Origin of the sequence: Vagococcus proximus, assembly GCF_029143285.1 — a bacterium.
GTDB classification, from domain to species: Bacteria; Bacillota; Bacilli; order Lactobacillales; family Vagococcaceae; genus Vagococcus_D; species Vagococcus_D proximus.
Map to the genome: position 1 here is coordinate 1 of NZ_JAPDSH010000006.1, position 23,525 is coordinate 23,525.

Here is a 23,525-nt window from a genome sequence, read left to right on the forward strand (position 1 = left end):
TTATTCCGGCATAGCTCAGTTGGTAGTAGCGCATGACTGTTAATCATGATGTCGTAGGTTCGAGTCCTACTGCCGGAGTAACTTTAAAATAGATTTAAGTAAGATCAACCTGGAGAGTTGTCCGAGGGGCCGAAGGAGCACGCTTGGAAAGCGTGTAGGCGGGAAACTGTCTCAAGGGTTCGAATCCCTTACTCTCCGTTTTAAAGTAAATAGTGTCTTAAGGCCCGTTGGTCAAGCGGTTAAGACACCGCCCTTTCACGGCGGTATCACGGGTTCGATTCCCGTACGGGTCATTAATATAGAAATATATTAAACTTATATATAATGGTTTGGTAGTTCAGCTGGTTAGAATGCCTGCCTGTCACGCAGGAGGTCGCGGGTTCGAGTCCCGTCCAGACCGTTTTTATATTAGGCTTGATAGCTCAGTTGGTAGAGCACTTGATTGAAGCTCAAGGTGTCGGCAGTTCGATTCTGTCTCAAGCCACCATTTGGAGGAATAGCGAAGTGGCTAAACGCGACGGACTGTAAATCCGTTCCTTAGGGTTCAGTGGTTCGAATCCACTTTCCTCCATTACATGTTAGGGGTATAGTTTAGCGGTAGAACTACGGTCTCCAAAACCGTCAGCGTGGGTTCGATTCCTACTACCCCTGTTTTAAATATAAAATATGGCGGATGTGGTGAAGTGGTTAACACATCGGATTGTGGTTCCGACATGCGTGGGTTCGATTCCCATCATCCGCCCCTTTTTTTATTATTAAATATTAATATGGCGGATGTGGTGAAGTGGTTAACACATCGGATTGTGGTTCCGACACGCGTGGGTTCGATTCCCATCATCCGCCTATTTTATTTTTGGGCTATCGCCAAGCGGTAAGGCAACAGACTTTGACTCTGTCATTCGTTGGTTCGAATCCAGCTAGCCCAGTTTTTTTTATATTTACGGCGGTATAGCCAAGTGGTAAGGCAGAGGTCTGCAAAACCTTTATCATCGGTTCAAATCCGGTTACCGCCTTTTAATTTGCCGGTGTGGCGGAATTGGCAGACGCGCTGGACTCAAAATCCTGTGACCGCAAGGTCGTGCCGGTTCGACCCCGGCCACCGGTATAACAAGCACTTTTAGGACTTCCTAAGAGAAATGAGAAACCTCTCAAGACGTTGATATAACAGCGTTTTGAGAGGTTTCTTTTTTTTATGTATTTTCGACTATTTAGATGTTTTCAAAATATTGGTGCATTCTTGGTGCACTCTACGTGTACATAGCATTGAATATTTTATTTATTTTAGATGACTCTAATTGTGTCATTTCATCAATTACATGGGAATACTTATTAAGGGTTGTTGAAACATCAGAATGACCAACTCTACGTGATATATATTTAATATTTATTCCTTTATAAAGTAATAGGGAAACGTGTGAATGCCTTAATCCATGATGAGTAATTCTATTTGTAATCTGACACCTTTTTAAAGCACGTGTTAAAGAAGTATTGAGAGCATTGTTTGAAGGCGGATTTGATCCATTTACACTAAATACTAAATTATTGAAATTGAGTTTTTTTTCTTTTTGTCTTATCTTTAATTGTTTTATATAGGAAAGTGTTGTTTCATCTACAGTAATTGTTCGATTAGAAGCTTTATTTTTTGTTGGTCCAAAAGAAAAACTATGGGTGTTATCCCAAGATTTATTTATAGTGATTGTATGATTTTTAAAATCAATATCATTCCATGTAAGCCCAATAACTTCTGAGTAACGTGGACCAGTAGCAGTAGAGAGCAGCAGTATGTATGAGGAGACGTTTTTAGGATTTAATGACTTAATAAGTTCTTTTTGCAAAGTTGTTAAATCTTTTTCATTAAGATAGTTTGTCATCTCATGTTTGTTTTTTACATAGCCACCGATAACAACCTCATCGGCAGGATTAGTTGTTATATAACCATTTTTTATTGCCTTTTTGAAACAAGATTTTATATGATGATTTACCTTTGAAACAGTTTCTTTTGAGAGCTGTTTCTTTTTTTCGTTAGAGTAGGTGTAGTCATTAATAAACTTTTGATAAAATTCTTCAGTAATAGATTGAATTTCTAACTTTCCAAAGTAAGAGCTTACTATTTTAGCTGTTAAAAGGTAGTTTTCTTTCGTTTTAAGAGCTATAAAAGGTTCTTTGTATAATTTATACCAGGACATAAAGAAATCGCTAAAAACGATTTTAGTAGCATCTATATTCTTATTTAGATAGAGCTTATTTTCTAGATTTGTTGCTGCAATTTGTGCTTCTTTTTTAGTTGGGTATCCATTGCCAGCTTTCTGAATTCTTTTTCCGAATACATCGTAATATGAAATACGATATTGCCAGCCAGTTTCTAGCTTTTTATAACTTGCCATGAAATATCACCTCACATTATTTATTCCAGGTATAGAGAAATTTGTCTAATTTCGAGTGTCCTTTAACTTCGTTGTTATTTCGAATTTCTACAAATTCTTTATTTTTAATTTCTTCATCAGTGAGTTCTATGTATCTATTTTTTATGGATTGGGTAATACCTTGAACCTTATTTATAATGGCATCTTTCATATCATTATCTAGTTCTAAAAATTCATCATTTACATTTACTAGAAGTCCTTTTTTAGAATATTCAAGACTAGTTATAAAGGTTGACCATATATATTCTTCATTTATTTTTCCATCCTTTAAATTATTTCCTTCAGTATCTTTTTTCCCTAGTGCAATGTACGTATAGCTGGTTATTTTATCTTGAATATCTTTCTCAATCTTAGCTATGGTTTTGTTATCTAAACCTTCTGTTACGTTCTCAGCTCTCTTCTTTTTTTCCTTTTTAGAAGTTTTCGAGATATTGGTGCTATGTTTTTGTGTAGGCTCATCTTTGGTAGTTTTTACAGCAACAACCAAAAATAGAATGAAGCAGATAAAGAATCCTAATGTATATTTTTTTCTTGATGATTTAACTTTCTTTTTAAAAATAGAAACGATCAACATTATCAAACAAATAAAACTTATAAGTAAAAATAGTAATGCAACTATCATAATTAAATTCCTCCATAGTGGTTTGTTTTTTTAGTTGTTCATTTGCTTAATATGGTAATAGAGGAGTAGTTTTGGATAAAAAAATACACCAAATCTATCCTCAGTAACAATTGATTAGTTGCAAAAGTTCAGTTGAATTTGAGTGATGGGGTTGGTGTAGGTAATTTAGAATTATGATTTTGTAGTAGGTTCAAATGTATCTGGTAAACCCATTTCTAGATAGAGTCTATCCTTATCTAATGGATACTCTTGCAAGTGGTGTTTAAGTTCCCAGTTAATACCGAATTCTAATGATAAGTCACCATAATTATCGAAATAATACAAGCAGTTTAATAAGGTATAAATATCTGACTTTCCTTTATCAGCTCTATAATCAGCAGGTGTTATGTCGATACTATTATGGAACGAATAATTATATCTAATAATTGACTTTGAAGGTTTATAGTTATATATTCTACCGCCATGCGCTGCCCGGTTTCTGAATGCTAGACATAAAAATAAAATATCGGTATATAGATTTTTATAGTCTTCATTTTCTTTTTTTTCAAAAAATTCTGGTGTCAATTCAGAAATACTAGCTAGTACTTTATTTTTTGCTGTTGGTTTAAGGAGTTTAAAGAGAGTTAATAAGTTCCCAAATGTTGCGCCATTTAGCATAATCCATGGTGGGACGTTATTATACTTTTCTTTGTAATGTTTGAAAGGATGTATCCTATCATTATTTATTTTTTTGAATTTTCGTAATAGTTGGTCAATCTTGTATTCATTTTTTTTGAGTTTGGTATTGTATTTTTTTTCTCCAGGTCTGTAATTTATTCTATTAAGATAGTTTGCTTCTTGATCACCATAAAGTTCAGCTATGGTATAGCCAATCGCTGTTCGAAGGATAGATTCAATTTCAAGTGTTGATTGAATAACGTGATTTCTTAAAGCTTTATCAAATTGATGAACAGCGTATATATGTTCAAATGTAGCATCATTAATAAAACAGTCATCGTCATCTTCGGTTAATTTTTCTTTTAAGAGGAAAGACTTATGACCGTTAATTATTTGGTAATAACCGTACCGTTCTAGGGACTTATACGCTTTATCTTCATCCTTGAAAGTAAGACCACGTTTTTTTAAAAGTTCAATTTGTTGTGAAATTGTTAAAAATGGTTTTTCCATATTATCCTCCTATAAAATGCACAAAAGACCTCAGCTAAGATAACTGAGGTCTTTCGGTTGGTCGCACTGCAACCCTTCATTAAGATTAACCTCATGTTACTATGTATTTTTTATTTAGTCAAATAGATTCTTTTAATTATTTTGAATGTTTTTTTGTTTATTCATCATTAAAGTGTTATACAAATTAAAATGTAATCAAGGGGCGTTTTAAGTTCCTATTGTATTCCATTATAACTATTTATTTATTAATGCATTTTCAATAGCATTTTTTATTTCAACAATTACTGGAATATCTGATTTATCAAAAATTAGTGTGTTTTCGTCTTTAACAGCATTAAACACGCCACCTTTATTGTCTTGTGAGCCTGGATAAATAAGTTGAATATATCCCGTTGTTTTACCTGGAGCTTTGAGTTGGTATGCTGTTATTTGTTTTAAGAGAATTACTTTTTCTCCATCAAGACCTTGTAATAAAACATTAGTTAATGTTGATTTTCTAGCAAAACGAATAAAATTATCATCTATCCTAACAACAGTTTTAGCTTTTTTTAACTCAAAAACTTTTTCATTTGTACCTTCAGAAAATAAACTAACTTCATTATTATCATTATTTTTTCCAAAAAGAGCCATATTAAATTACCTCCAAATAGTTATTTAAAAATCTATAACTAAATTATAGGCTTATGAAATTATGAACGCAATAAAGTTTTTTATTAAATAAGAGGTGAACTCAGTGTCAGAATAAATCTATAGTAATGGGGTAGTTGAATTTAGTAAGAGTTGAGCGAAAAGTATTGAGGGATTTGTTTGAGTGTAGGGTGTTGGAATTGGTAGTGTAGGGGCTAGGATGATTGTTCTAGTGGTGTGAGTTAAGCAGTAGTAGAGTGATACGGCACAAATGAATTCAGAGTCACTATGAGGTAAATTTTTGTTGAGGTGTATCATTTGCATGTCAAATGCCTGGTTGAAATAACCAGTTAGGTTTCCGAGGTCTTCCGAAAAAATAAAAATACCTAGTTCATCTGATAACTCAAAAGGATTTTTGGAGTGATAGGTTTGAACTAGGTAGTTGGTTAAATTAGTAATAGTGTCAGTAGTCATTTTTAAGTCCCCCTTAGAATTCACGGGGACTACTTTTTCTTGGATTCTCGTTGTGCGATTCGTAATGAGTTTTCCAGGGACATGATAAGTAGTTCTTTTGTATTTTCATCCATATCATTAATTGATTGAGCGTCCCCGTGAGTTAAATCACGTATCATTTTGTTTAATTCTTGTTCAATACTATTTGTACTATGTGAGATATTCTGAGTGTCTTGTGGTTCTAAATACCCAGCAAGTTCCATTAGTTCATAGTATTTTACGTTGTATACTTCAGATAAAATCTTTAATGTTTCAGGAGAAGGTTGAATAGGTTTTTTTTTACGACTGTAACCATTCTCTAAATCAGAAATATATGAATGACTTAGTCTCAATTGCGTTTTTTCTGAGATGTCACGCAGAGATTGTTTACCACGTAATTCACGTAGATATTCACCTAATTTATTTGACATGTATTTCACCTCTTAACAGTATTGTAAACCATATATTACAATAAATAAATAAAAGAATTGTCGTATCTTGTTTACAAGTTGTAGTATAAAGGTTAAGGTATGGGTATCAAGTTGGTGTGAAAGGAGAGATAATGGAAAATAATTTAAAAAGTCTTAGAGTTGAAAAAGGTTATTCTCAAGAAGAGCTGTCTAAAAAAGCTGCTATCTCAAGACCATATTTATCTGAGATTGAAAATGATTTATCTTCACCAAGTATAACGGTATGTTTAAGACTAGCTAAATCATTAGGTTGTGATTTAAATCAAATTTTTTTAGATGAATTGTAGTATCTATACTACAAGAGTGGTACTTATATTATTATTATAAGCCACTAATTTTCGTAAATGTTCCCATGTTTTACACTCTCTGAAAGGAGGTGAAACAATGAAAAGTCAGTTTATTGGGTCGTCCTTAAAGTCAGTAATCACTAGAAAGCAACTAAGTCAAAAGATATTGCGTGTTGATACAAGTACACCTGCAACAACAGTCAGTGAGCATGTCACGAATAAACAACGTGCCTCAATAGATAAAGCCTTAGATTATACGAGGTCAGTTTCAGACTCAAGGTTCAACCTTGAAATTTCTTCTCTATTTTTTGGAGGAATTATATCTATGACGGGTGATAAGTATCAACAAAATCCATTGGTATTAGATTTCATTCAAGCAAAAGAAACGCAAGAGTGTTTAGATGCTAAATCGAAAGCGTATGAAATATTAGCGAAAGCATCAAATCAGTTTACGAGTGCTGAGAAAGAGTGTATTGAAAGCTACGCTTATGAAAGTTTAGACGAATTAATGGTTAAGACAACAATACTAGTCGAAATATTAGATAGATTAAACGTTTCTCTTATGGATGTTGTTGATGAGCGTATGTCTAACTGGATTAGTGAAGGCTATATGAGAAAGGAGAGTTAATGATATGCAGACATTAGAAGTAAGTTTATCAGTTCCTGTTCCTGATGGCATGACGCTAATTAATTCAATTGAATTGAAAGAGTTAAAAGAAACTGTTTCAAGAGGAAGTGTTAAGAATTTGAAGTGGTTTCAAGATAAGTTAGGCATTTATAGCCATGATGATATTAGAGAAGTGGTTCTAATTCCATACCGTGACGAATTAGATATTGAATTTGGTGGCTGTGTGGTTTACCCAGAACGAAGTGGTCAGCCTTATAAATTTTTACAAAATAAAACGGAAGAATGGATTGAGCAGAATTTTCATAAAATAAATTGGAGGAGAAAGTAATATGACTAAACTTTATGTGATGCGTTTCTTTCTAGCGTTAATTTGTAGTTTTTTAGCTGGTGTAGTGGTTGAGCAATGTCATTTGGTTTATATTCCTATGTTTGTTTTGATGCTCGGTGTAATCGGAGCGTTTATGTATGACGAGATAGAGTATGCTGCAAAAGAAGAAGGGAGACATGATGGATAGAAAAATAGGGTTGTATTGTGATGGTGAAATTCTAAAGTGGTATGTTTCAAGAGAACAGGCTTTAGCAGATTTACATTGGAAAGACCCAAGTTGTTTTGGGATTTATCTATCTGAAGACAGGAAGCTTTATACGATTGATGAATATAGACAAAAAAATGACTAACTTCGATGGCGGTCGAAGTTAGTCGGTTGGTAAAACTTAGTGAGTTTATTATAGCATAGTTAAATTATAGGGTTAGAAAGAAATTAATAATTGAAGTTTTTACAGGTAAGACAGAATAATTTTTTTTCCCATAACGCAAATCCTGATAGAAGATATGACTACCTTTATTATGATTTATTGAAAATGTCATTTTATGGGATGGGATGGACGAAATTCTAGGAAAAACCATTATGCTTTCTTCAGGAGAAATTTTATTATCATATAGTTTTATATCAAGTTTCTTTTGTTTTTGTCGGTAGCTCTGGCGAAAATTATTGATTCTAAATCGTACTTTAAATTTTTTAAGTGAAAAATTTAAAGTATCAATTATTAAATTTGGAACGTAAATAAAAAAATTATATATTTTAGACCCTAATGTTTTTTCAGGTAATAGTGAGTAGAACTTAATAGATCTTAAATATTGATTTTCAGGAGTAAAGATAAAAGCAAGACCAATTCTTTCTTCCTGATTTATTGACGCTTCTTCATCGTTTAATGAAATAGTGTGTTTAACATTATTTTCGGAAGTATATTTTGAGTAATCCTCGCTATCACCAATAAACACTTTTTTTAAATTGAGGTTCGTGAATTCCGTTCTGTTTCGTAAAAAGAAAATAAATTTAAGTAAATTTAAGATACCGAAAATAGTTATTATGTACTGTAGGGCAGATCCCCAGAAATTAATATCTACTAGATAAGGTGTTACTGATTTTAGTTGAGTAAATAAGCTGTTGAAAATAAATTTAATACCATCAAAGTTCATTATTCAAACCTCCAATATATTTTAGAAGTATTATATCACAGTTTAAGTAATTGAATTATAACAACTGAAGGTTGATAGGTACTAGATAGGAAGAGAAAGGAGATTATTCATGTGTAGTGATATAGCAATAGACAGCCATATTATGGCTACCGTTGACCCGATAATCTTAGCAACCGATTGGCAAGGGAATGATGTGTACGAAGGTGATGAAGTTCGTATCATTGATGGCGACATTGTTCCAGCAGATGACTTAGAAGCTTACGTTGATTTATATATAGGAGAGGTGGAGAAATATGAACCATGCGATTAAAACTGTTGATATGACGAGAGAAGAGTGGCTGGCGGATAGGCAAAAGGGATTAGGTGGGTCAGATGTTGCAACTGTTTTGGGATTGAATAAGTACAAGTCAGCCTTTCAACTGTGGTTAGAGAAAATAGGTGAGTTTGTTCCTGGTGAGTTAGAAAGTGAAGCGGCTTATTGGGGAACGGAATTAGAGGAAGTTGTAGCAAAAGAATTTTCATTTCGGACTGATAAAAAAGTGCGTAGACGTAACATGGTGTTTGAACATCCTAACTATCCATTTTTAAGAGCTAACATTGATCGTGATGTGGTGGGAGAAAATGCGATACTTGAATGTAAAACAGCGAGTGCTTATTTGGCAAAAGATTGGGAGGATGATGAAATCCCTGCTCAGTATATTTGTCAGGTACAGCACTATATGAATGTTCTTGATTGTGAGTTTGCTTATATCGCGGTCTTGATTGGTGGCCAACGCTTTGTTTGGAAACGAATTGAACGTGACCAAGAGTTAATCGATATTATCATTCAGAGATGTACAGAATTTTGGCAAGTGAATGTGTGTCAAAATGTAGCGCCTCCTGTAGATGGGAGTAATGCTGCTAATGAGTTTTTAAGACAAGAGTACGGTGAATTAGCTTGTAAGGAAGCGACATTGTCTGAACGGGTAGATGGGTACGTGGAAACAAGACGTTCTCTAAAAGCATCAGAAAAAGAAATTAAAACAGCAATCAAAGAGATGGAAAATAATATCATTCTTGAATTGGGTAAGGTTGATGCTGAGATTGGTATCACACCAAATAATGTCATTACGTTTAAGGCTCAAACTAGAAAATCATTGAATAAAGACTTACTAAAAGAAAAGTATCCGCAGGTGGCAAATGATGATGGGATTTATAAGGTAACTGAGTTAAGAGTACTCAGAGATAAGGAGATTTAATCATGGCCACATCTAAGGAATTAAAAGCGAATTTAATGAAACCAGAAACTGAGGTCGTTCCTTCTAGTCAATTAGGACTGAAAGCCTTACTTGGAACACCTATGATGAAAAAGAAATTTGAAGAAGTACTGTCTGATAATGCGAATAGTTTTATGGCGAGTATTCTAACGTTGGTTAGTAATGATAGTTATTTGGCTGATGCAGAACCAATGAGTATTATGAGTTCAGCGATGGTCGCTGCAACACTTAATCTTGGATTAGATAAAAATTTAGGGTATGCGTACTTGGTCCCTTTTAATACAAAAGATAAGGTAACGAATAAGTGGGTAAAGAAAGCTAATTTTGTATTAGGTTATAAAGGCTATATTCAGTTGGCTCAACGAAGTGGTCAATACAAAGCGTTAAATGTTATTGAGGTCTATGAGGGTGAGTTACGAAACTGGAATCGTTTAACAGAAGAAATTGAGTTTGACCCGAAATTAAAAGCGTCTGATGACGTGATTGGCTATGTTGGTTATTTTGAATTATTGAATGGCTTTAGAAAGACGGTCTATTGGACAAAGCAAGAAATAGAGATGCACCGAATCGCCAACTCTAAAGATAAAGATAAACAGAAGAAGTCGGGGGTCTGGGCAAGTGATTATAATGCTATGGCTCGTAAAACGGTCTTACGTGGGTTATTGAGTAAGTGGGGCATATTATCCGTAGATATGAAAACGGCGGTAATAAACGATGAGGGAACGGTCTCAAATGATGATGTAAGTCTTTTGGATATCGAAGAGCCACATCCGATTGAAGTCACTCCGATTAAAGAAGAAGTTGTTGAACAAGTCGAAACTAAATCAAAGTCTCAACAGGCACTGTTTGATGATTTACAACTAGGTAAAGTCACAAGCTAGGAGTGAGGATATGTCTGAGGGATGGATTAGTATTCATCGTAAGATACAAGACTCATCCGTATGGACTAACCCAGAGATGCTCAAGTTGTGGCTGTTATGTTTGATGAAGGCCTCACATAAGGAACAACCACATTATATTTTTGATGGAAAGGTTGTTCCTTTGGTTGCTGGGGAATTTATAACGGGTCGTAAAGTACTTGCTGAAGAATACAATCGAGGGATGACTTTGAAGGCGAGGGTCTCAGAGTCAACTATAGAACGTTGGTTAAAGAAATTTGAAAAAATGCAAATGTTGAACATCAAAAAAACAACGAAATACAGCGTAGTGACGGTGATTAACTGGCATGAGTATCAGAGGAGTGAACATCAAATGAACATCACTTGCACATCAGATGAACATCACTTGAACACAATCAATAATGATAATAAACAACAAGAGCAAGAAGAATATAAATATATAAACGCACGCGCGAGTCAATTTGACTTTGAACAGGTGGCTCAAGAGTACAAGAAAACTTTTCCTAGAAAACCTTTGACTGACTACATCGCCCAATCCATGGCCGAGTGGATAAATGTATTTGGTGGGGACTCTGGGATTATCCGATATGCGTTAAAGAATGCGGCCGAGTATTCAGCGGATAATTTTAAGTACGTGGAGAGAATTCTTGAACACTGGCATGAGTCTGATGTTAAGACAGTTGAGGATGCTAAGGCTATGATTGATGAGTTTGAGAAGCGGAAAAGGGAGTCCAATATATTTTTAGGACGAAAAGGGATAGTGGCAGTAGACGAAAATTTACCTGTCATCCCTATGATTGATTGGACCAAGAAAGGATAAACGTGATGGTTATTTTTGAAATACCTTTGCCACTAATGGGCCTAAATGAGTACACGAATAAGCAGAGGACTCATTGGTCCAAAGGAGCGAAGGCTAAGAAACGAGAAACTAAAATTTGTGAGATGCATATAAAAAAGGCAATGAATCAAGGGCTACGATTAGTAGTACCTTGTCATTTGCGTTTCACTTGGTATTGCAAAGACAAACGTCAGGACCCTGATAACATTGCATTTCAGAAGAAGTTTATCTTGGATGGCATGGTGCAAGCTAAGTTAATTCCCGATGACGGGTGGAACCAGATTCTTGGGTTTAAGGATTGTTTTGAGCTTGATCGAGAGAATCCACGTGTTGTTATTGAATGTTACTAAAAAAGTGATAGGAGGGGTTTGACTATGTTAATAATAATTTTAATATCATCTGTAACATCAGTAATTGTATCCTTAATTTGTAATAGAATTATGATAAATAAACTAAGCAATTGGATAGAGAATTTTTTCGATATAGAAACTGAATACATTAAAAAAATTTTATTAATCAACGCAAAGATTAATAAAATTAGTGCCAAAATTAGATAATGAAAAACTATTTTTAACTAAAGTCATTTCTGGATTTTTTTCCAAAACACTATTAATTACATCATTTTGATAATATGGTGTATAAACATTTTCATCAGCGGCATATGTTCCATTCGAAATTTTTAGAATGCCTAATCGTTCTAAATTATTGATGGAAATACTATTTTTTTCAAAGCCATAATCTCCTTTAAACAAGACTAGTAAAGGAAAAATAGTTTTTGTGCCTTTTTCGGACTCTAAAACCATACTCATAGTAGGATACGGACTTCCGGTGAATAGTTTTGCTTTTTTGATTTTTTTAAGTACAAGAGCATCGTGGTGACTAAGTTGTTTAATTATTTCAATATAAGATGGATGGATTTTATCATCTAATCGATTATCCATTGAAGTCGCAATAATTTTAGCAAACATCTCTCTAAGGTGCTCTTCTTCTATATAATATTTCGAAGCTTCAAGAGCAGGTCCGACGATTGCTAAAGGAGGTTCTTGAATATTTTCCTCAGGGATTTTAATAATTTCTTGTGCAATATCTTCTTTGTATCTTTTTATATTTTGATCTCTCTTAGCGCGCTGTTTTTCGGCAACTTCATGTAACTTATTAAATCCAACGATGGTCATAATATCATCAAGTGCTTGGCCAGGAACTGTAGCTTTAGAAAAAGATGCACCTGTAAAACCAGCACCGAAGGTCATTAGAGCAGTCGTAATAATTTCGTTCATAAAAAAACTCCTTTTATTTTTATAGTAGCAAAGGAAAATAGCAATTACCATTAAAAAAATTGTTTTATTTAATATTTTATTAATAGGGAGGAACTTATTTGAGAAGAAGTAAATTTAATATTTTGAAAGATATTCTAAAAGATTATCCTGACCTTGAAAGTTATATAAATAATCGAGAGATTGAGCTGCGTAATCCTTATCGAGAGACAGATGTTAATTCAAGTCTCAGGGGTTCTAAAAGGGATAATGATAGTATGGGGCGTATGCTGATTACTATTGATCAGGACAGACGTTTGACTAATCTGAAAAAGAATAAGCAAGCCATTGATAGAGCGTTAGAGGAGTCTGATCGTAACACGAAGAAGATTATTAATGAGCTATATATTAAAAGGTATCCGAATTATACGTTTCAAGGTCTTATTACAAGTAATTGTTTAGACTGTGGCAGAAATAAAGCATTGAAGTTGAGGGATAAGTTTTTTGAAAGGTTGGCCGATTTGTTGGAGTTACCGATTTGAAAAATATTAATATTAGAAGAGTACCTGTGTTATAATAAAAAAGTATTTTAAATTTAGGAGGTATAGTAAATTGGTTGAAGAGGATATTAAGACAGAAAAAAAATGTTTCTTCATAACCCCTATTGGGTCAGAGGATTCGAATGACTATAGAAAATTAACAGCGTTAGTTGAAAACGTTTTAAATAGAGTGTTGGAGAAATTTGATTATGAAATTATAATAGCTCATACAATCAATAGTATTGGCTCTATAGGTGACCAAGTTTTTTATAATATTTTAAACGCAGATTTGATTATTTCAAATATAACAGGTTTAAATCCAAATGTTATGTACGAAACAGCGGTTGCTCATTCATTTGGTAAACCAACTATTATGATTTCTGAAAAAAGTACAAAACTTCCTTTTGATTTAATTGGAGATAGAACTATATTTTTTGATGATAGCATTGAAGGGACAGGTAAATTGATTTTTGAATTAGAAAACAAAATTAAACTTATTAATAGTGATGAAAATTCAGATATAGATAATCCGATAGTTAGAGTTTTAGGGAAAAAAGCTGTTGAAGAAGACTTGGTTGGCAGAACTGATGATAGTAGCAGGATGATAAAATTATTAATGGATATAGAACAAAAACTTGATAAGCAAAGTCATTTAATAGTAAACAAGAACATGGGTAAAAATAATGTGTCTAGTATAAAAAAAGTAACTTCTGATGGTGAATATTTAATAAAACTTAATCCTAGATTACACAGAGAAAAAATTGAAGAAATTTGTGCTGTATGTGAAGAAATCATTGTAAATTCAGATGAAACATTAAATACTATGAGAGTAGCTGAAGTACTTAATATTCCAGCTGATAAAATTAAAAATATGGTTAGAATACTTCCTAACAATCAGTAACAATAGTAAGCTAAGTTTCAAACAAAATTTAAACCTAATTGACAGGGAAGATAAGATAAAATGGTATTATAAGTAACTTACGTTATAGATGCATGTGATGAACCTCTAAAGTTATGGTTACGTGAAAAATAATATATTTGAGTTTTTTTTGTTATAATTTGTGTATTAATTTAATTGGTAGTTTAGAAGGTGGATTGTTTTTTGTAATTGATCATCCTATTTTGGGGAATTAAATTTAAGGAGGTAGTATAGTGTCTAGCTTATCGAGTATTATTTTGGACTTAACTACGGATTATTCTGAGTTAATGGTATCAAATGAAATTAGAGAATCAATAGTACAGAACTTATATAAAAAAGATCCAGCTTTTGGTGTTAACGGTATTCATTACGAGGGTGCTAAACTAAATAATGGAGAACTAGAGCTAGTAAAGTCTGCTCTGAACTGTGTACTTGACAGGTTTAAAAGGTTAGGTGATAAAGATAGAATAAATTCGAGTTTATGTTTTGTTTTTAAAGATGATGTCAGTAGCTTTGCGTACACAGATTACTATAGAATTGACGAAATTGAGTATGATTTAATCGTAATTTATACTGGACTCATTAAAAATACAATGTCACTATCAAAAAAAATATTTGAAAATGATGCTGTTGAAGAATGGAAACCAGATCCACAGAAAGCAGTGTCTCTATTTTCTTTAATGTTTATTATATTCCACGAAACTGCGCACAGAATGAATGGGCACCAAGGAATGTTTAGAGAAAACTTGTCTGATGACGGTTTTAAAAAAATGATCGAATGGGATGCAGACTCTTTTGCAGCCACACAGTTGACTTTTGAATGTCTCGATAGTCTATTTTTTGATAGTCGTTTAGATGAAGAGACATTTAAAAATCTATTTTTTTCATTTGCAATATCATTTATGAAAACTAATAACAAGAAATCTATTGATAAAGAAATAGAGTCTGTTGAATACCATACTAGTTTACATAGATTTGTAAATTGTGTTGAGGTATGTAAAGAAGTAATGATTCAGAGATGTGAATATAATGAATTATGTGAAAGCTTACTGGGTGGTAGTAACGTTAAATTTGATCGTAATGATAGAAAAAAAATTGAAGAAAAAGTGGAGTGTTTAATAAAAAAATATACAAATTATGTTTCAGAAAAATTGCAATCTGTTGATTTTTTCAAGAATTATTTTTGTATAAGTAATCTTGAAGAGCAGATGCTTGCTGCTTATAAAGATCATAAGGAAGCGATAGCTAAATATGATCAATTTCATGATTTACTTAAAGAATATTCAAGATTCGACATTGCAAAAAAATCAGTTGTAGACTAAAAATTAATATGATAATCATCGTATTATTGTTTTATTATAATAGATTTATTCACAAGAATTATAAAATTCAGTATGATAGAAAATTTAATTGTATATAAAGAGAAATAAAAATAGAAATATGAGTAAAACTTTAGAAGAGAGAGAAAAGTTATTAAATACAAAAGGTAACTTAAAAAAATAAATGAGACAATAATTGATAGAATTACTGAATTGAAAAATATTACGGAAGACCAACTATAGCAGTTGGTCTTTTTTCATACTATAAAAACTGTATGAAAAAAATATCTTAAGGAGGTGAACATTGTGATAACAAATGAAAAGCATAAGAAATTTGCTGATGAGTGGTTGATTGATATGAATGGGACAAGAGCATATAAATCGGCTTATATTCATATTAAAAAAGATACGACAGCAGCAACTAATGCTGGTCGATTGCTTAGAGATGCTGAGATTAAAAAGTATATTGATGAAAGGCTTGCTGAAATGCAATCAGCACGTATGGCGGAAGGTCAGGAGGTGTTGGAATACCTTACGAGTGTAATGCGTGGTGAAATGACTGAAAGTACGCTAATCGGATTAGGAGAAGGTGTACAGGATATCACTGAAATAGAGATTAGTGCAAAAGATCGTATCAAATCGGCTGAATTACTCGGTAAACGGTATTCATTATTTACTGATAAAGTCTCAATTGATGGTGACATGTCACTTAAAGTAGTGATTGACTATGGTGAATAGTACAGCTTCTTTTAAAGAAGTGACGGTTGGGTTTAACAAACATTTTAAAGAGTTTAATTCGTGTCGATTGCGGTATCGTTTGGCGAAAGGGTCTGCTGGTAGTGGGAAGTCGGTTGATGTGGCTCAGGATTTTATCTTGAAGTTGAGCGACCCTAAATATAAAGGAGCTAATCTCCTGTGCATTCGTAAGGTAGCAGAATCAAATAAAGACTCAACCTACGCGGAATTGAAGTCTGCTATCTACAAAATATTTGGTGAGAATTACGAGCAGTACTGGACTATATTAAGCAGCCCAATGGAATTAACCTCACGAATTACAGGAAATAAAGTTATTTTTAGAGGGATGAAAGATGAAAGACAACGAGAGAAAGTAAAATCGATTACGGTTGATCACGGTAAGATAACGTGGATATGGGTAGAAGAAGCAACTGAATTATTTGAAGCGGATGTTGATATTTTGGATGATAGATTGCGTGGTAATTTAAGTTTTAATGAAACACTTTTTTATCAAATGACGTTTACGTTTAATCCAGTTAGCGCGAGTCATTGGTTGAAAGGAAAGTACTTTGATCAGGTTCATGAAGATATATTTACGCATCAGTCTACTTATTTAGAAAATCGGTTTATTGATGATGCTTATCATAAACGAATGCTAATGAGAAAGGAACGGGACCCGGACGGTTATCGTATTTATGGCTTAGGTGAATGGGGAGAGTCTGGAGGACTAATCTTAACGAACTATAAAATTGAGGACTTTGATACCTCACCCGAACGGTTTGATTATATGTTGAATGCTCAAGATTTTGGGTTCAATCATGCGAATGCTATTGGCGAGATTGGATTTAAAGATGGTGAGCTTTTTTTGTGCCGTGAATTATATGTCTTTGAAAAAGATACCTCCGAGATTATTGAATTGGCTAACAAGCAACAGTTTAATAAAAATCTACTGATGTGGTGCGATTCAGCCGAACCCGATAGAATTAAAATGTGGCAGAAGGCAGGATATAAAGCACGAGGGGTTAAAAAGGAAGCGAACAGTGTAGCTGCACAGATAGATTATCTGAAACAAACAACCATTCATATTCATCCAAGTTGTGTGAATACAGCTAAAGAGATTCAACAGTGGAAATGGCGGAAGGATGAAAGGACTAATACTTATACAGATGAGCCGGTGAAATTCTTTGATGATGCGATGGCCATGTTGCGATATTCAATTGAGATAGAAAGACGAAATGGCCCAATTGAAAAGACCAGGAGAAAAGTAAGACAGACTGCATTTTAGGAGGAGTGACGATGACCAGTAAAATAATTTCATCAAGTAAACAAGTAGAGATACCTTCCAAACGGAATGATATTGTAGAACTAAGAAAAGAGAGGGTCAATCTATCTAAACTGAATAAAACGAGTGGCCAACGTGATATCACACAATTGTCACCGCCTTATGATTTGAAAATGTTAAGGTTGATTGGTGAGAGTTCAACTATACTGACCCAGTGTATTGATTCCTATGCCCAGAATATCGCGGGATTTGGATTAGGTGTCAGACCGAAAGTGACGATTAAAGTAGAGGATAAAGAGAATCATCTTTTAGAGTTAGAAACGGAACAGTTAGAAGCGTTGCTCACCTCTCTAAATGAAGAACGCCCTGCTAAGGAAGTGATGACGGAGGCAATTCGTCATGTAGAAGAATGTGGAAATGCTTTTTTAGAGGTAATTAGAGATGGTACAGGAAATGTGGTTGGACTGGAAAATATTGAACCGGAATATATTACGGTGACTAAATTAAATCGCATCAAACAAGAGGACGGGACTATTAAGAAGTTCCGTTATTTTATTTTCAGAGATGTGGTGAATGATAGTGATCGAGAGAATGGGATTTACTTTAAGTCCTTTGGAGATAGTACGCCGATTAATACAGATGGGACTATGTCAGAGGAAAATGGCGGAAGTGCCACAGAGTTAATACATTTGAAAATTGGAGACGAAAGCAAACCTTATGGCATACCACGGTATGTAGGGGCTTTAGTTGGAATACTTGGTGATAGAAAAGCCAATGAATTGAATTATCGTTATTTTACTGAAGGGCGTCATGTTCCCTTAGCAATCATCTTAGAGAATGCTCAACTTACCGCAGCATCAGAAGATACGTTGAAGCAATACGCAAATTCAATAGGAGGTGAGAGTTCACAACATAAATTTATCTTATTAGAAGCAGAGAAAGTAACCGCTGGTGAAAGTATGCTCCAAGAAAATGAGAAAGATAAAGCAGCCATTCGTTTAGAGAAATTAGCAGATATTTTGCAGAAGGATGCTCTATTTTTAGAGTACAGCGATAAGGTGACTCATGACGTGTTGAGTGCTTTTAGGTTACCTCCTGTGTATGTTGGGATGTCGAATGACTATAATCGCTCTACAGTCGAGACAGCCAAAGAATTAACGGAAGAGCAAGTCTTTCAACCGAGACGAGATGGTTATGAATGGCGACTTAATAATTTATTTAAAGAATACGGATTTGAATTAGTAGAGGTGTTTTTACAGTCTCCAGATTACTCTAATACGGAAGACATGAAGAATATTTTAGAACCAGCTATTCAAGCTGGAGCAGTGGCACCAAATGATTTAAGAGCATTGGTTGCTAAGGTCATTAATAGTCCCTTAGAGCCATTTGATAAAGAGGACTACAACTATCCGTTAAAACAAAATGGAGTGTCCAGTGGCGCAAGTATTAGTCTGTCGAAGGCTTATGGTGAAACATCAGACGGTCAACTCGCAAGTATATTGCGACAAGCCATTGCTAAGGAAGGTGAGTAAATGAAGTTTCAACCTCATATAGTGGAATCTGTTTTAAAAGTAGGTCTAGAAGAGGACGAGGAACTTTTAAAGATACTTGAAAAGATGGCACCGGATTTGGCCAAGCTGATTTTAAAATACATTAAAGAAATGCAGGAAGGGATTGAGATTGCCTTGACGACTGATAATGCAGAATTCATAGTTATTGCAGAGTATATCTTTCTGAATTTTGAGACAGTTCCAACAGCAGATGAATTAGGCTTATTATTTAGCACTCGACAATTTATTGATGAGATAGATAAGACGTTTTCTATTATCAAAAAAGTAGCGGAAAAAGATATGGCTAAGAAGTTGGCTAAACTACAAAATGTAGCCTACCAAGAATTAGGTGGAAAGGTATCAGATAAGTTAGATAAATGGTTTAAAGACTTACCTGATTTAATGAATACAACTACCGAGAATGCAGTAGCTGATATGGTTAAGAAAACATTTGAGAAAGGGCACGGCATCTCTTGGTTAAAAGCAAGACTACATGAGTTACCTGAGTTTAGTTACTATCGGTCAAGAGTAACTTCTATTACAGAAACACTTCGTATTTATTCTTCATGTTCTTATACGTCATTTTTGAATAATGAAGAAGTTGAAGGGTTACGCTGGCGACACACAACAGGAATTGATGAACCTAGAACTTCTCATGAGATGTTAGATGGGACTGTTATTTCTAAAGGAGAGTTATTTGATGTTGAAGGGGAGTATGCCTTGTATCCACATGACCCAGAGCTATCGGCTAAACAAACGATTCATTGTCATTGTTGGATAGAGCCAATGTTGAAGAAAGAATATATACAGTAATTTTGCGAGACTTGAATTAGCGTGTTAAACTTTGAGTATTAATTTACTTGGAGGATATGTTTTGAAAAATAAAAATGATAAATTTTTAGGTATAACTTTAGAGTATTGGGCTATAATTACTGGTCTATTTGCGGTGGTGTTTCTTTTTTGTTTGTCATTTAAAGTGAAGGGAAATTATAGTTGGTTAACAGTTACAAAATTAGCATAAGTATAATGGGTATTGTGATGACATTTATTGTATTTATGAGAGGTTTTGAAGTGTTTGAGGAGACACAAAAAGGGAATGCAAAAGATAATGTAAATAAGAATTTTTATGCACTGCTAGATCTAATACAAAAAGAGAGAACCGCGTTAAAAGGAAATGAGCCATATCGTATAACTAATACCATGAGCAATGTTAATATATTTGACTTTTTAGATGATACCATACATAAAAACTCTGTCACCCCAATATATTTTGAAAATTTTACTCTAAATAATTTTGTAAATACTAAAGATCAGGCAGGTCTCTATTTTGGTTTGTTAGAACAAATTGTAAGTTATTTGAATAGTAATTATCTGAATAAAACAATATCTTCAAGTGATTATGATCTATATATAAATATATTAGGCTCAACTTTAAGTATAAAAGAATTAAATATTATTTTAACATATGCAATTTATATTCCTAATGGTTTTAATCTATCAGTTAGTCTAATTGGAACAGGTTTATTTTATACAAAATCTTCAGATAGAAAGTACACTATATGTTTAAAAGAATTGGAAGATATATCAGATGAATACATGCCGCGTATTAGTCCGGAAAAAGCTTCAGAATTACGTGAGTACGTAGTACGTAATAATATTGAGTATAAAAACAATAATCCAAATACCTTTCATTATAGTGCAAATTTAAAAAGCATTATAAGTGAATTGGAAAAATAATTAAATAAAGTTGAGGTGGAATAATGTCACGAAAATTAAGTAACGTCACAGTAACGCACATCTCTTTCGTTGATAAAGCTGCTAATAAGCGTAAGTTCTTTTTAACGAAAGAGATAGAAGATAGTAATTTTGATACGGAAGTAAAGACTATTGTTAAAAGCGATGATCCTGAGAAACTTGTTTACGGTGTGGTGTATGAGCCGAATATCAGAGATGCTCATGATGATTTTATGAGTGCGGTAGATATTGAAAAAGCGGCTCATACCTTCATGGAAAATTATCAGCATATTGATAAGCAGCATGACTTTGAAACGCATGCTGGTAAGGTAGTTGAATCTTATCTAGCACCTGTCGATATGACAATTGAGGATGAGGTTATAACTAAAGGCACCTGGATATTAGTTACAAAAGCGACTGATGATATTTGGGCAGCCATTCAAAAAGGTGAGTTTACAGGTTATTCATTAGCTGGTACGGCTGAAGTAACAGAACTAGAAGATAAGAAAGATAGACTTATAGACGAATTTAAATCGTTTATGAAGTCTTTTTTTTATACAAAAAAACAAGAAAGTAAAGGTGAGGAAATGAAACCAGAAGAAATGAAAGACCTATTGTCAGAGATGTTAAGTCCTATTAGCAAACGTTTAGAAACAATTGAAAAAGAGTTAGATGAAAAGAAGGATAAACCGGAAGATGAGAAAAAAAAAGACAAAGTAAAAGAGGCTGATGGTGAAACGTCCGATAAAGAAAAGGATAAAAAAGTGGATGATGAAAAAGATGAGCTATTGAAACGAATTGAAGTTTTAGAAAAAGCTCGTCATTCAAATGTGGTAGAAGTAGCCTATAAACAAAAAGATGTTGAGAAATCAGAAGCTTTACCAAGTTATGTTGATGCTGCATTCCCTATTGAAGATTAAAGGAGAGAAAAACTATGAAAATTACGAATGAATTATTATTAAAACAGATGAGTGCGATTCAAAAAGGTGGAAACAATGTTACGTTGCGTGATGATAATGCTCGTGCGTTTGTAATGGATGCTGTTGCAACAAGTGCGACGCTTGCTAAAATTCCAGTTTATTTTGCTAAAAGTGGAACGGGTTCTATTGATAAATTGGGTGTGAAGAAGCGCACACTAAAAAAACATCAAGGAACTAATACGAAAGCAGACGGCACGGATATTAAAGAAGAAGGAACAGTATCATTTACGTTGGTTCCTTTATATCTAGATACATGGATTGAAAATTCAAATACGTTCTATACCGCTCAGACTCGTGGTCAGGATGTTCGTCAGGCTTTATTATCACTAATGCAACAACAGTATGCTGCAGATTTACAAGATTTATCATTTAATGGTGATACTAGTTCTAGCGATGCCTTTCTTAAATTGAATGATGGGTATATTGCGATGGCCAAGAAAGAGGCAGTTGTTAAATCAGTAAGTGAGGCTTTACCAGATATTCAATCTTTAACCTTACTAACAGGTAAATTTGAAGATAAGTATATCAATAGCTCATTCAAGTGGTTTATGTCACGAGCGACTAATTTGATTTATGTGGCAGAAGTTCAAAATCGTGAAACCAATTTAGGTGATACCACAATTGTGGGTGGTATTTTAACAAATATTAGTGGGTATGATGTAGAAGTTGTTGATGGAATGGAAAATGATGTTATTTTATTTACACCATTTGAAAACTTAACAACGGTAGCTGGTCTTGATGTGACATTAACGACTGCTGCAGCTGATAGTGTGTCCGTTGCGAAGCAAGCGACTTATCACTTTATGATGAATGACAATGATTTTGTCATTAGAGAAACTAAAATGTTAGGTTATGTTGGGGTTAAAGAAGCAACAACACCACCAGCAGATAAACAAAAGAAAAAAGATAAAAAAGCGAAACATGACGAAATCGCAGGTGATGAAAATGAGAGCAACACCGTACATTGATAAAAAGTTTTATGATGATGTATTCAACGGAGTATCAGTAGAGGCGACTGATTTTGAAAAGTTTGTTGTACGCGCTTCAGATGTGATTGACCAGGTGACAGCTTATCAAATTGGGTATATAGGTCTTTCCCAGTTTTCCGACTTAGTGGTGGGTCTTATAAAAAAAGCAACAGCAGCACAAGTTGAGTACTATCAATTAGAAGGGGTAGATATTGATACAACAGGAAGCGATAGTGATGCGAAAAGTGTATCAGTAGGTAAGTTTTCATATACAGGAAGTCAAGGTGATCAGTCCAAACAGGCAGCACGAGTTGGACCGAATGTCTTGGCTTATTTAGATGGGACTAATTTGGTGAAAAAGAATGAGGTGAGGATGCGTGTTATTTAAACCTATTCCTAAAAAGTTACTTATCCATAGTGTTCTTTATGAAAAAAAATCAGAAAATATGGCATGGGGAGGGAAAGGGAATCAAGTTCCTGTAACTATTAACCAAGTTAGATTTGAACCGGATTTTAAAAAGGTACTAACTGGAACGAATCAAGAACAGGTTATTAAAGGGATTCTTTATATGGATGCCCATTATTCTCTCCCTTTTGTCATACCAAAAGTGGATGATGTCATTATTTATGCTGAAGAATCTCTGACTGTTGTAAGTTGTGAGGTTCTTTATACGTTATCTGATACACCCCATCATGTAGAGGTGACGTTAGTATGAGTTATAAGGATATGGGTGGTAAAAAGAAACTATCACAAGCTTCTGAAAAAGCACTCGAAGCAGTTTCTACACAAGTAGCAGTTAATAGTAATCAATACGTTGCGAAGGATTCAGGCGTGTTAGAAGCTTCAGTATATTCGGCTAGTGAGTTTCAAAAAGGTAAAGTAATTTGGGCTACAAAGTATGCGGCTAGAATTTATTTTACAAGGAGTCTGAAGTTAAAACGGAATAAAAATCCAAATGCTAGTCATTTGTGGTTTGAAGTGGCCAAGAATAAAAAGTTAAGTGACTGGATAGCTATTGGTCAAAGCACAATGAAAGAGCATCTCTAAGGAGTTATT

General features: G+C 33.8%; 32 protein-coding genes and 12 tRNA genes. 36 read left to right on the forward strand and 8 right to left on the reverse strand.

What is annotated here, in order from left to right; translation table 11 throughout:
- Nucleotides 1-4: 4 nt before the first annotated feature.
- From OL233_RS08005 to OL233_RS08060, 12 genes are all read left to right on the forward strand, one after another.
- A tRNA-Asn gene (locus OL233_RS08005) sits at nucleotides 5-78 on the forward strand.
- 33 nt (nucleotides 79-111) lie between these two features.
- Nucleotides 112-198, forward strand: a tRNA-Ser gene (locus OL233_RS08010).
- 23 nt (nucleotides 199-221) lie between these two features.
- A tRNA-Glu gene (locus OL233_RS08015) sits at nucleotides 222-293 on the forward strand.
- A gap of 33 nt (nucleotides 294-326) precedes the next feature.
- Nucleotides 327-400 (forward strand) — tRNA-Asp (locus OL233_RS08020).
- Nucleotides 401-411: 11 nt separating this feature from the next.
- Nucleotides 412-487 (forward strand) — tRNA-Phe (locus tag OL233_RS08025).
- A gap of 3 nt (nucleotides 488-490) precedes the next feature.
- Nucleotides 491-571, forward strand: a tRNA-Tyr gene (locus OL233_RS08030).
- Between the two features lie 9 nt (nucleotides 572-580).
- A tRNA-Trp gene (locus tag OL233_RS08035) sits at nucleotides 581-651 on the forward strand.
- A gap of 18 nt (nucleotides 652-669) precedes the next feature.
- A tRNA-His gene (locus OL233_RS08040) sits at nucleotides 670-742 on the forward strand.
- 28 nt (nucleotides 743-770) lie between these two features.
- Nucleotides 771-843: transfer RNA gene (locus tag OL233_RS08045), tRNA-His, on the forward strand.
- Between the two features lie 11 nt (nucleotides 844-854).
- Nucleotides 855-926 (forward strand) — tRNA-Gln (locus tag OL233_RS08050).
- A gap of 16 nt (nucleotides 927-942) precedes the next feature.
- Nucleotides 943-1,013: transfer RNA gene (locus OL233_RS08055), tRNA-Cys, on the forward strand.
- A gap of 8 nt (nucleotides 1,014-1,021) precedes the next feature.
- A tRNA-Leu gene (locus OL233_RS08060) sits at nucleotides 1,022-1,105 on the forward strand.
- Nucleotides 1,106-1,247: 142 nt separating this feature from the next.
- Here the strand turns inward: OL233_RS08060 and OL233_RS08065 are convergent.
- The 6 genes from OL233_RS08065 to OL233_RS08090 form a co-directional block, all read right to left on the reverse strand.
- Nucleotides 1,248-2,384 carry a site-specific integrase gene (locus tag OL233_RS08065; protein ID WP_275471821.1) on the reverse strand — a complete coding sequence of 379 codons (1,137 nt, stop codon included), beginning with the start codon at nucleotides 2,382-2,384 and terminating at the stop codon, nucleotides 1,248-1,250.
- A gap of 16 nt (nucleotides 2,385-2,400) precedes the next feature.
- The gene (locus tag OL233_RS08070) at nucleotides 2,401-3,045 is read right to left on the reverse strand and encodes a hypothetical protein (RefSeq protein WP_275471822.1); all 645 of its coding nucleotides are present in this window, start codon (nucleotides 3,043-3,045) and stop codon (nucleotides 2,401-2,403) included.
- A gap of 171 nt (nucleotides 3,046-3,216) precedes the next feature.
- A complete protein-coding gene (locus OL233_RS08075; RefSeq protein WP_275471823.1) occupies nucleotides 3,217-4,212 on the reverse strand; it encodes an Abi family protein in 996 nt (331 codons plus the stop codon).
- Nucleotides 4,213-4,446: 234 nt separating this feature from the next.
- Nucleotides 4,447-4,842, reverse strand: a complete 396-nt coding sequence (locus OL233_RS08080) for a DUF4429 domain-containing protein (protein WP_275471824.1) — start codon at nucleotides 4,840-4,842, stop codon at nucleotides 4,447-4,449.
- Nucleotides 4,843-4,959: 117 nt separating this feature from the next.
- The gene (locus tag OL233_RS08085) at nucleotides 4,960-5,313 is read right to left on the reverse strand and encodes a hypothetical protein (protein ID WP_275471825.1); all 354 of its coding nucleotides are present in this window, start codon (nucleotides 5,311-5,313) and stop codon (nucleotides 4,960-4,962) included.
- A gap of 29 nt (nucleotides 5,314-5,342) precedes the next feature.
- Complete coding sequence (locus OL233_RS08090; RefSeq protein ID WP_275471826.1) at nucleotides 5,343-5,762, reverse strand: helix-turn-helix domain-containing protein; 420 nt, start codon at nucleotides 5,760-5,762, stop codon at nucleotides 5,343-5,345.
- 131 nt (nucleotides 5,763-5,893) lie between these two features.
- On the opposite strand from OL233_RS08090, the gene OL233_RS08095 reads away from it, so the two are divergent.
- The 5 genes from OL233_RS08095 to OL233_RS08115 all read left to right on the forward strand — a co-directional run bounded on the left by OL233_RS08095 (nucleotide 5,894) and on the right by OL233_RS08115 (nucleotide 7,394).
- On the forward strand, nucleotides 5,894-6,088 hold the full coding sequence (locus tag OL233_RS08095; protein WP_275471827.1) for a helix-turn-helix transcriptional regulator: 195 nt from the start codon (nucleotides 5,894-5,896) through the stop codon (nucleotides 6,086-6,088).
- Between the two features lie 97 nt (nucleotides 6,089-6,185).
- Nucleotides 6,186-6,716 carry a hypothetical protein gene (locus tag OL233_RS08100; RefSeq protein ID WP_275471828.1) on the forward strand — a complete coding sequence of 177 codons (531 nt, stop codon included), beginning with the start codon at nucleotides 6,186-6,188 and terminating at the stop codon, nucleotides 6,714-6,716.
- Nucleotides 6,717-6,720: 4 nt separating this feature from the next.
- Nucleotides 6,721-7,044, forward strand: a complete 324-nt coding sequence (locus tag OL233_RS08105) for a DUF771 domain-containing protein (RefSeq protein ID WP_275471829.1) — start codon at nucleotides 6,721-6,723, stop codon at nucleotides 7,042-7,044.
- A 1-nt stretch (nucleotide 7,045) separates the two neighbouring features.
- On the forward strand, nucleotides 7,046-7,231 hold the full coding sequence (locus OL233_RS08110; RefSeq protein ID WP_275471830.1) for a hypothetical protein: 186 nt from the start codon (nucleotides 7,046-7,048) through the stop codon (nucleotides 7,229-7,231).
- On the forward strand, nucleotides 7,221-7,394 hold the full coding sequence (locus OL233_RS08115) for a hypothetical protein (protein WP_275471831.1): 174 nt from the start codon (nucleotides 7,221-7,223) through the stop codon (nucleotides 7,392-7,394). Before OL233_RS08110 ends, OL233_RS08115 begins: the two co-directional genes overlap by 11 nt.
- 64 nt (nucleotides 7,395-7,458) lie before the next feature.
- On the opposite strand, the gene OL233_RS08120 is transcribed toward OL233_RS08115, so the two are convergent.
- Nucleotides 7,459-8,196 (reverse strand): hypothetical protein, encoded by a 738-nt coding sequence (locus OL233_RS08120; protein ID WP_275471832.1) that lies wholly within the window; start codon nucleotides 8,194-8,196, stop codon nucleotides 7,459-7,461.
- 109 nt (nucleotides 8,197-8,305) lie between these two features.
- On the opposite strand from OL233_RS08120, the gene OL233_RS08125 reads away from it, so the two are divergent.
- Genes OL233_RS08125 through OL233_RS08145 form a run of 5 tightly spaced genes read left to right on the forward strand, consistent with a single transcriptional unit; the run spans nucleotide 8,306 to nucleotide 11,539 of the window.
- Complete coding sequence (locus tag OL233_RS08125; protein WP_275471833.1) at nucleotides 8,306-8,506, forward strand: hypothetical protein; 201 nt, start codon at nucleotides 8,306-8,308, stop codon at nucleotides 8,504-8,506.
- Nucleotides 8,490-9,434, forward strand: a complete 945-nt coding sequence (locus OL233_RS08130; RefSeq protein WP_275471834.1) for a YqaJ viral recombinase family nuclease — start codon at nucleotides 8,490-8,492, stop codon at nucleotides 9,432-9,434. The genes OL233_RS08125 and OL233_RS08130 overlap by 17 nt, the downstream gene beginning before the upstream one ends.
- Nucleotides 9,435-9,436: 2 nt before the next feature.
- Nucleotides 9,437-10,333 (forward strand): recombinase RecT, encoded by an 897-nt coding sequence (locus OL233_RS08135; RefSeq protein ID WP_275471835.1) that lies wholly within the window; start codon nucleotides 9,437-9,439, stop codon nucleotides 10,331-10,333.
- 10 nt (nucleotides 10,334-10,343) lie between these two features.
- Nucleotides 10,344-11,171 (forward strand): DnaD domain-containing protein, encoded by an 828-nt coding sequence (locus tag OL233_RS08140; protein ID WP_275471836.1) that lies wholly within the window; start codon nucleotides 10,344-10,346, stop codon nucleotides 11,169-11,171.
- A 5-nt stretch (nucleotides 11,172-11,176) separates the two neighbouring features.
- Entirely contained in the window at nucleotides 11,177-11,539 is a 363-nt protein-coding gene (locus OL233_RS08145; RefSeq protein ID WP_275471837.1) for a RusA family crossover junction endodeoxyribonuclease, read from the forward strand.
- Between the two features lie 162 nt (nucleotides 11,540-11,701).
- Here OL233_RS08145 and OL233_RS08150 read toward each other — a convergent pair whose 3' ends face one another.
- Nucleotides 11,702-12,466, reverse strand: coding sequence for a DUF4393 domain-containing protein (locus tag OL233_RS08150; protein WP_275471838.1), 765 nt, complete (start codon nucleotides 12,464-12,466; stop codon nucleotides 11,702-11,704).
- Between the two features lie 98 nt (nucleotides 12,467-12,564).
- Between OL233_RS08150 and OL233_RS08155 the strand changes: the two genes are divergently transcribed.
- From OL233_RS08155 to OL233_RS08220, 14 genes are all read left to right on the forward strand, one after another.
- Nucleotides 12,565-12,984, forward strand: a complete 420-nt coding sequence (locus tag OL233_RS08155) for a DUF722 domain-containing protein (protein WP_275471839.1) — start codon at nucleotides 12,565-12,567, stop codon at nucleotides 12,982-12,984.
- A 70-nt stretch (nucleotides 12,985-13,054) separates the two neighbouring features.
- Nucleotides 13,055-13,882 (forward strand): hypothetical protein, encoded by an 828-nt coding sequence (locus OL233_RS08160; protein WP_275471840.1) that lies wholly within the window; start codon nucleotides 13,055-13,057, stop codon nucleotides 13,880-13,882.
- A 251-nt stretch (nucleotides 13,883-14,133) separates the two neighbouring features.
- The gene (locus OL233_RS08165; RefSeq protein ID WP_275471841.1) at nucleotides 14,134-15,222 is read left to right on the forward strand and encodes a hypothetical protein; all 1,089 of its coding nucleotides are present in this window, start codon (nucleotides 14,134-14,136) and stop codon (nucleotides 15,220-15,222) included.
- A 303-nt stretch (nucleotides 15,223-15,525) separates the two neighbouring features.
- On the forward strand, nucleotides 15,526-15,957 hold the full coding sequence (locus tag OL233_RS08170) for a terminase small subunit (RefSeq protein ID WP_275471842.1): 432 nt from the start codon (nucleotides 15,526-15,528) through the stop codon (nucleotides 15,955-15,957).
- On the forward strand, nucleotides 15,947-17,239 hold the full coding sequence (locus tag OL233_RS08175; RefSeq protein WP_275471843.1) for a PBSX family phage terminase large subunit: 1,293 nt from the start codon (nucleotides 15,947-15,949) through the stop codon (nucleotides 17,237-17,239). Before OL233_RS08170 ends, OL233_RS08175 begins: the two co-directional genes overlap by 11 nt.
- An 11-nt stretch (nucleotides 17,240-17,250) precedes the next feature.
- The gene (locus OL233_RS08180) at nucleotides 17,251-18,768 is read left to right on the forward strand and encodes a phage portal protein (RefSeq protein ID WP_275471844.1); all 1,518 of its coding nucleotides are present in this window, start codon (nucleotides 17,251-17,253) and stop codon (nucleotides 18,766-18,768) included.
- Nucleotides 18,769-19,599 carry a phage minor head protein gene (locus OL233_RS08185; RefSeq protein WP_275471845.1) on the forward strand — a complete coding sequence of 277 codons (831 nt, stop codon included), beginning with the start codon at nucleotides 18,769-18,771 and terminating at the stop codon, nucleotides 19,597-19,599. It abuts the gene before it with no gap.
- Between the two features lie 61 nt (nucleotides 19,600-19,660).
- Entirely contained in the window at nucleotides 19,661-19,807 is a 147-nt protein-coding gene (locus OL233_RS08190) for a hypothetical protein (protein WP_275471846.1), read from the forward strand.
- Nucleotides 19,808-19,824: 17 nt separating this feature from the next.
- The gene (locus tag OL233_RS08195; RefSeq protein WP_275471847.1) at nucleotides 19,825-20,523 is read left to right on the forward strand and encodes a hypothetical protein; all 699 of its coding nucleotides are present in this window, start codon (nucleotides 19,825-19,827) and stop codon (nucleotides 20,521-20,523) included.
- A 23-nt stretch (nucleotides 20,524-20,546) separates the two neighbouring features.
- Entirely contained in the window at nucleotides 20,547-21,440 is an 894-nt protein-coding gene (locus OL233_RS08200; RefSeq protein ID WP_275471848.1) for an XkdF-like putative serine protease domain-containing protein, read from the forward strand.
- A 14-nt stretch (nucleotides 21,441-21,454) separates the two neighbouring features.
- Entirely contained in the window at nucleotides 21,455-22,468 is a 1,014-nt protein-coding gene (locus tag OL233_RS08205; RefSeq protein WP_275471849.1) for a phage capsid protein, read from the forward strand.
- Nucleotides 22,440-22,856 carry a head-tail connector protein gene (locus OL233_RS08210; RefSeq protein WP_275471969.1) on the forward strand — a complete coding sequence of 139 codons (417 nt, stop codon included), beginning with the start codon at nucleotides 22,440-22,442 and terminating at the stop codon, nucleotides 22,854-22,856. Before OL233_RS08205 ends, OL233_RS08210 begins: the two co-directional genes overlap by 29 nt.
- Nucleotides 22,846-23,184 carry a putative minor capsid protein gene (locus OL233_RS08215; RefSeq protein ID WP_275471850.1) on the forward strand — a complete coding sequence of 113 codons (339 nt, stop codon included), beginning with the start codon at nucleotides 22,846-22,848 and terminating at the stop codon, nucleotides 23,182-23,184. The genes OL233_RS08210 and OL233_RS08215 overlap by 11 nt, the downstream gene beginning before the upstream one ends.
- Nucleotides 23,181-23,516 carry a minor capsid protein gene (locus tag OL233_RS08220; protein WP_275471851.1) on the forward strand — a complete coding sequence of 112 codons (336 nt, stop codon included), beginning with the start codon at nucleotides 23,181-23,183 and terminating at the stop codon, nucleotides 23,514-23,516. The genes OL233_RS08215 and OL233_RS08220 overlap by 4 nt, the downstream gene beginning before the upstream one ends.
- Nucleotides 23,517-23,525 lie beyond the last annotated feature (9 nt).

Coding starts and splice junctions, on each gene's coding strand:
- OL233_RS08105 (WP_275471829.1), top strand. CDS start 6,721: ATGCAGACATTAGAAGTAAGTTTATCAGTTCCTGTTCCTGATGGCATG.
- OL233_RS08065 (WP_275471821.1), bottom strand. CDS start 2,384: ATGGCAAGTTATAAAAAGCTAGAAACTGGCTGGCAATATCGTATTTCA.
- OL233_RS08115 (WP_275471831.1), top strand. CDS start 7,221: ATGATGGATAGAAAAATAGGGTTGTATTGTGATGGTGAAATTCTAAAG.
- OL233_RS08070 (WP_275471822.1), bottom strand. CDS start 3,045: ATGATAGTTGCATTACTATTTTTACTTATAAGTTTTATTTGTTTGATA.
- OL233_RS08150 (WP_275471838.1), bottom strand. CDS start 12,466: ATGAACGAAATTATTACGACTGCTCTAATGACCTTCGGTGCTGGTTTT.
- OL233_RS08135 (WP_275471835.1), top strand. CDS start 9,437: ATGGCCACATCTAAGGAATTAAAAGCGAATTTAATGAAACCAGAAACT.
- OL233_RS08100 (WP_275471828.1), top strand. CDS start 6,186: ATGAAAAGTCAGTTTATTGGGTCGTCCTTAAAGTCAGTAATCACTAGA.
- OL233_RS08200 (WP_275471848.1), top strand. CDS start 20,547: ATGTCACGAAAATTAAGTAACGTCACAGTAACGCACATCTCTTTCGTT.
- OL233_RS08195 (WP_275471847.1), top strand. CDS start 19,825: ATGACATTTATTGTATTTATGAGAGGTTTTGAAGTGTTTGAGGAGACA.
- OL233_RS08120 (WP_275471832.1), bottom strand. CDS start 8,196: ATGAACTTTGATGGTATTAAATTTATTTTCAACAGCTTATTTACTCAA.
- OL233_RS08080 (WP_275471824.1), bottom strand. CDS start 4,842: ATGGCTCTTTTTGGAAAAAATAATGATAATAATGAAGTTAGTTTATTT.
- OL233_RS08085 (WP_275471825.1), bottom strand. CDS start 5,313: ATGACTACTGACACTATTACTAATTTAACCAACTACCTAGTTCAAACC.
- OL233_RS08130 (WP_275471834.1), top strand. CDS start 8,490: ATGAACCATGCGATTAAAACTGTTGATATGACGAGAGAAGAGTGGCTG.
- OL233_RS08210 (WP_275471969.1), top strand. CDS start 22,440: ATGAAAATGAGAGCAACACCGTACATTGATAAAAAGTTTTATGATGAT.
- OL233_RS08095 (WP_275471827.1), top strand. CDS start 5,894: ATGGAAAATAATTTAAAAAGTCTTAGAGTTGAAAAAGGTTATTCTCAA.
- OL233_RS08145 (WP_275471837.1), top strand. CDS start 11,177: ATGGTTATTTTTGAAATACCTTTGCCACTAATGGGCCTAAATGAGTAC.
- OL233_RS08220 (WP_275471851.1), top strand. CDS start 23,181: ATGAGTTATAAGGATATGGGTGGTAAAAAGAAACTATCACAAGCTTCT.
- OL233_RS08175 (WP_275471843.1), top strand. CDS start 15,947: ATGGTGAATAGTACAGCTTCTTTTAAAGAAGTGACGGTTGGGTTTAAC.
- OL233_RS08205 (WP_275471849.1), top strand. CDS start 21,455: ATGAAAATTACGAATGAATTATTATTAAAACAGATGAGTGCGATTCAA.
- OL233_RS08180 (WP_275471844.1), top strand. CDS start 17,251: ATGACCAGTAAAATAATTTCATCAAGTAAACAAGTAGAGATACCTTCC.
- OL233_RS08140 (WP_275471836.1), top strand. CDS start 10,344: ATGTCTGAGGGATGGATTAGTATTCATCGTAAGATACAAGACTCATCC.
- OL233_RS08075 (WP_275471823.1), bottom strand. CDS start 4,212: ATGGAAAAACCATTTTTAACAATTTCACAACAAATTGAACTTTTAAAA.
- OL233_RS08125 (WP_275471833.1), top strand. CDS start 8,306: ATGTGTAGTGATATAGCAATAGACAGCCATATTATGGCTACCGTTGAC.
- OL233_RS08090 (WP_275471826.1), bottom strand. CDS start 5,762: ATGTCAAATAAATTAGGTGAATATCTACGTGAATTACGTGGTAAACAA.
- OL233_RS08110 (WP_275471830.1), top strand. CDS start 7,046: ATGACTAAACTTTATGTGATGCGTTTCTTTCTAGCGTTAATTTGTAGT.
- OL233_RS08185 (WP_275471845.1), top strand. CDS start 18,769: ATGAAGTTTCAACCTCATATAGTGGAATCTGTTTTAAAAGTAGGTCTA.